The following is a 5,025-nucleotide window of genomic DNA, read 5'->3' on the forward strand; positions in this document are numbered from 1 at the left end:
CCTGGAGACCGGGCCGATCACGTGCAGTGGATCGACATGGTGGCTGGAACATCTTCGAGAACTGGAACTTGAACACCGTACAAGTTGAACGGTGTTCACGTTAGATCCGTGGTGGAATACTGTCAAAGCGCCACCGAACGGGGCTCTCACAAGTCAGGAGATCGAATAGTGCAATTGCGACGCGGCGACGTTCTCGACGGCGCCCTGGCGATCCTCGACGAGTTCGGCCTGGCCGACCTCACGATGCGCCGGCTCGCAACCTCCCTCGGAGTGCAACCGGGCGCGCTGTACTGGCACTTCCCCAACAAGCAGACCCTCCTCGGCGCGATTGCCGACAGAATCCTCGAAGACGTCGACGCCCCGGTCACCGCCGACGAATGGGACGAGAACTTCGTCGAACTGGCACATCGACTGCGCTCGGCCCTGCTGTCGCACCGGGACGGTGCCGAACTGGCCTCCGCGACCTACGCGTCGCGGATGACGAATTCGCGCGTCCGGGAAAGTTTCGCCGCAGCGGGGCGACGGTCCGGGCTGTCGCGCGAACATGCCGAGCTCGCCTCGTACTCGTTGCTCTACTACGTCCTCGGGCACACCGTGGACGAGCAGTCCCGCGCGCAGATGGAATCGATCGGCGCACTCACCCGCGGAGCCCTGTCACCCGACGCCCCCGACTCGGCGATCGCGGCGTACGACGAGGATCTCCGGGACGGCGATCCGGCGGTGCGCTTCGACTTCGGCCTCTCCCTGTTCGTCGACGGGATACGGGCTCGGCTGAAAGACCCGGCACGTCCCGCGTGACACGCGCACAATGAGAGCGACGTCGTAAGAGCCACCCACATCGACACCCACGACGTCGAAAGGGCGCAGTGTCGAAAGGGCGAAGTGTCGAACGGGCGAAGTGTCGAACGGGCGAAGTGTCGAACGGGCGGGGCGTCGAAGGGGCGGAACGATGAGATCACTCTTTCACCGCTGCACCGGAATTGCGGTCGCGGTCGCACTCACCGCGTTGCTGCCGGCGATTCCCGCTCTCGCCGACCCGGCCGCCGGGAATTCTCCCGGCACGGTGGTGTCGTACTCACCGATGCCGGCGAGCAAGATCCCCCCAGGGATGGTGGACGCGTCGCTGGTGACGTACTGGTCCACCGGACCGCTGAATCAACCGGCGACCAGCACCGGCGCCATCTTCGTTCCGCCCGGCTAACCGCCCGCGGGTGGCTGGCCCGTGGTCTCGTGGGCACACGGGACGGAGGGCGTCGCCGACAAGTGCGCGCCGACCGTGACGGGCAGGATGATCGGGCCCTACATCCGGCACTGGTTCGATCAGGGGTACGCCATCGTCGCGACCGATTACATCGGACTCGGCACACCGGGCGTGCACCCGTACCTGGACGGTCCTTCCGAGGCGCACAGCGTGATCGACATGGTGCGTGCGGCACGCGCCGTGGAGCCATCGCTCTCCGACAAATGGGTGGCCATCGGCCAGTCCCAGGGCGGTCACGCGACTCTCGCTGCCGCAGCCATCGCCACAAAATACGCTCCGGAACTCGATTTCAGGGGCGCCGTGGCCACCGGAGCGCCATCCAACCTCGAGCATCTCGCACCACTGGCGGGTCCGGGCTTCCCGGAGTTGCCGTTGGTCGGCACCACACTGTTCATCGCGTACGCCCTCACGGGTTTGCGAGCAGCGCGACCCGACTTGGAGTTGAACCGGTACCTCAGTCCCCTCGGAATCGAGGTGCTCGACCGGGTGGAGACACAGTGCTACGCCGAGGCCGCACCTCAACTCCAGGGAGTCTCGATCGGCGATCTCCTGTCGCGGCCACTCGGTGAGCCCCGCCTCCTCGACGCGATCCGCCAGATGCTCGGGATCCCCACCCAGGGTTATGAGCGACCCCTCTTCATCGGACAGGGCCTGCTGGACGAGATGGTGCCCGCACCCTTCGCGTTCGCATTGGCCGCCGAGATGGCGGCGAACCGCCAGAACTTCGTCTTCAAGACGTATCTCACCGGTCACATCGCGACAATGGCCGCGTCCGTTCCGGACTCCACACCCTTTGTGAAGAGTCTGTTCGCCGAGCCCTGACCAACTGGTCTTACCACTTGACCTCTTACCCATTACCGCTTAACGTCGACGCATGATGTTCGAGCCGATCGCGCGGAAATCCGCGTCCAGCGAGGTCTTCGACCAGATCACCGCCCGAGTCCTCGGGGGCGATCTCGTTGCGGGCGCGGCCCTGCCCAGCGAGCGTCGACTCGCCGAAGCGTTCGGCGTGTCCCGGCCCGCAGTGCGAGAAGCGATCCAGAAGCTCGCACAGGCGGGACTCGTCGACGTCCGGCAGGGCGATGCCACCTCGGTCAGAGATTTCCGGCGTCACGCCGGACCGGAACTGTTGTCGCAATTGCTGATCCGCGACGGGCAACCCGACTGGGCGGTCGCCCGCAGCGTTCTCGAGGCCCGCAGGATGATAGGCACGCAAGTGGCCCGGCTCGCCGCGAGCAGGGCCACCGCCGAGTCGGCCACCGCCCTCCGGGAGGCGGCGGAAACCCTTGCGTCGGACGGTGACCCCGTCGCCCAACAGGTGGACGCCCTCGCGTTCTGGGAGCATGTGGTCGATGCCGCCGACTCCATCGCGTTCCGGCTCATCTTCAACAGCCTGCGAAAAGCCTATGAACCGACGATGACGGCCATGGCCACGGTCATGGTGGCCGAGGTCGGCCGCAGCGACCTCTATCACCGCTTGGCGGAAGCCATTTCTACACACGACGAAGACGCTGCGACGCAGACGGCCACCACACTTCTGGACCTCGGGACTGCGGCCCTCACCGCCGTCATCGATGCATTGCAAGCCCCCGATTCGGAGAAGGACTCATGAGTACGAAACCTTCCGTGCACCGTAGATCTGCCAGTTTGCGCGATGCCGCCGATCAGTTCCGGCGTCACCCGTCGCCGTGGATGATCGGGGGCATGCTGCTGGTCGCCGTCGTGGCCCGGGCCGTGGTGGGCGACTGGGAGGTGACCGACGCCGCGGTTCCGCTGGTGATGCTGGCAGTGTTCCCCTTCGCCGAATGGGTCATCCACGTGTGCATCCTGCACTGGAAGCCGCGGCGGATCCTCGGCGTCACGGTGGACTCGCTGCTCGCCCGCAAACATCGTGAGCACCATGTCGATCCCCGCGACGTGCCGTTGGTGTTCATTCCGTGGCAGACCTTGACGTTGCTCATTCCCACGCTCATTGCCGTGGCGCTGCTGGCGTTCCCGCGCCCGGGCCTCGGGTTGACATTCCTCGTGACTCTGAGTGTGCTCGGCATGGTCTACGAATGGACCCACTACCTCATCCACAGCGACTACCGGCCGAATTCGCGCCTCTACCGAGCCATCTGGCGCAACCACCGGCACCACCACTACAGGAACGAACACTACTGGTTCACCGTCACCACCTCGGGCACCGCCGATCGCGTACTCGGCACCGCCCCGGATCCCGAATCGGTCGAGAAGTCGCCGACGGCCCGAAATCTGCACGCGCAGAGCGCGTAGCGCCCGTCACGCCGGGTCGCGAGTCCGCTCGGTTTCGGGTGCGAGGGTGAAGTAGTTCTCCTCCTCCTGCACGAAATGCAGCCGCAGCAGAGCAGACAGACCATACAGACAGGCCAGCAGGTCGTCGGACTGATCGGCGCTCAGTCCCCCGGCGGCATCGGCCTGTTCGAGATGGGTGCGCAACCGGCGGCTGAGCCGGTCGATTTCGGCGTGCATCCGGCTCATCGTGGCGGTAGCCTCCCCGCTGCCGAGCGGCGCGGCCAGGGCCGGATACAACTCGCTGTCCTCGGCCTGCTCGTGCGGCAGCAGCGTGCCGAAGAGAAAGGTGTCCGCACGGCGCAACGACAAGTGGGCCTGGTCGAGGTCACCGGTTGCAAGCAACTGAGCGGTCTGACGCAGGATCGACAGGTCGTCGCGCATCACGTCATGTTCGGCGGAGAACCTGCGCAGCATGACCTCGGTGTCGCCGGGGACCGTCACCATCCGGCCCGGGTCGACGCGCAGTGCGCGCAATGCGTTGAGGATCACGGCGACGTCGATGCCCTCCTGCAGGAGCGCGCCCGCCGCCGGGGGAAGCAGCCCGAACGCCGCGAATCCCATCGCCACCAGTGACAGTCCCATTCCCACGCTCGCGCTCTGCACGGCGATGCGGCGGGATCGGCGAGCGATCTCCATGGCGTCGGCGAGCCGGTCGAGACGGTCGGTGGTGAGCACGATGTCCGCAGCCTCCGAACTCGCCGTCGACCCACGCGCCCCCATCGCGACCCCGACGGTCGCCGCGGCCAGGGCGGGTGCATCGTTGACGCCGTCACCCACCATCACCGTCACCGCGGAGTCCCGTTCGGAGCGAACACCGGCGACCTTGTCGGCCGGGGTCTGTTCGGCGTAGACACCGTCGAGGCCGAGGACGGAACCGACCTGTTCGGCGGGTTCGTGGCGGTCGCCGGTGAGCATGACCAGCCGATTCAGGCCGGCCGAACGCAGCCGTCGCAGAGTGCGGGACGCATCGCGACGCAGCGGATCCACGAGCAGTACTGCACCCGCGAGGGTGCCGTCCACCGTCACCCATGCGACGACTGCTCCGTCGAGGGCGGCGCGGCTGAGCACCGCCCGCGCCCACGCCGGCGCATCCGCGGGGAGGGTGAGGGTCCCGACCGTGACGCGGTGTCCGTCCACGGTGGCGATGACTCCGGTCCCGGCCTCCTCGTCGACGTCGGCCGGCATCGACAGCGGCAGGTCACGCATCTTCGCCTCCTGCACGATCGCCTCGGCGAGCACGTGCGGGGAGAGTTGATCGGCTGATGCCGCGAGCCGGAGCACCTCGGTGGCGGAACGGTCCGGGGCAACGACGACGTCTGCGCCGGTCGGCCGTCCGCTGGTCAACGTGCCGGTCTTGTCCATCACCAGGGTGGTGGCGTGACCGAGGTTTTCGAGGGCACCGCCGCTGCGGATCACCACTCCGATGCGGGAGGCGAGGGACAGGCCGGAGA

The 5,025-nt window shown here is 67.0% G+C and carries 4 protein-coding genes and 1 pseudogene; 4 read left to right on the forward strand and 1 reads right to left on the reverse strand.

What is annotated here, in order from left to right; translation table 11 throughout:
* Positions 1–168: 168 nt before the first annotated feature.
* The 4 genes and pseudogenes from WAW17_RS10505 (at position 169) to WAW17_RS10520 (ending at position 3,535) form a co-directional block, all read left to right on the forward strand.
* Complete coding sequence (locus tag WAW17_RS10505) at positions 169–798, forward strand: TetR/AcrR family transcriptional regulator C-terminal domain-containing protein (RefSeq protein ID WP_422332924.1); 630 nt, start codon at positions 169–171, stop codon at positions 796–798.
* Positions 799–949: 151 nt separating this feature from the next.
* Positions 950–2,083: pseudogene (locus WAW17_RS10510) on the forward strand (lipase family protein).
* A 52-nt stretch (positions 2,084–2,135) separates the two neighbouring features.
* Positions 2,136–2,873 (forward strand): FadR/GntR family transcriptional regulator, encoded by a 738-nt coding sequence (locus WAW17_RS10515; protein ID WP_422332925.1) that lies wholly within the window; start codon positions 2,136–2,138, stop codon positions 2,871–2,873.
* Positions 2,870–3,535: a sterol desaturase family protein gene (locus tag WAW17_RS10520; RefSeq protein ID WP_422332926.1), complete on the forward strand. Its 666-nt coding sequence runs from the start codon at positions 2,870–2,872 to the stop codon at positions 3,533–3,535. The genes WAW17_RS10515 and WAW17_RS10520 overlap by 4 nt, the downstream gene beginning before the upstream one ends.
* A 6-nt stretch (positions 3,536–3,541) precedes the next feature.
* Here the strand turns inward: WAW17_RS10520 and WAW17_RS10525 are convergent.
* Positions 3,542–5,025 (reverse strand): heavy metal translocating P-type ATPase (locus tag WAW17_RS10525; RefSeq protein WP_422332927.1); only part of this gene is annotated, 1,484 nt, incomplete at its 5' end.

Origin of the sequence: Rhodococcus sp. (in: high G+C Gram-positive bacteria) (assembly GCF_049286785.1) — a bacterium.
Classification (GTDB): Bacteria; Actinomycetota; Actinomycetes; order Mycobacteriales; family Mycobacteriaceae; genus Rhodococcus_F.

Bases quoted from the DNA above. Each gene is read 5' to 3' on its own strand.
- WAW17_RS10515 (WP_422332925.1), top strand. From the start codon at position 2,136: ATGATGTTCGAGCCGATCGCGCGGAAATCCGCGTCCAGCGAGGTCTTC.
- WAW17_RS10520 (WP_422332926.1), top strand. From the start codon at position 2,870: ATGAGTACGAAACCTTCCGTGCACCGTAGATCTGCCAGTTTGCGCGAT.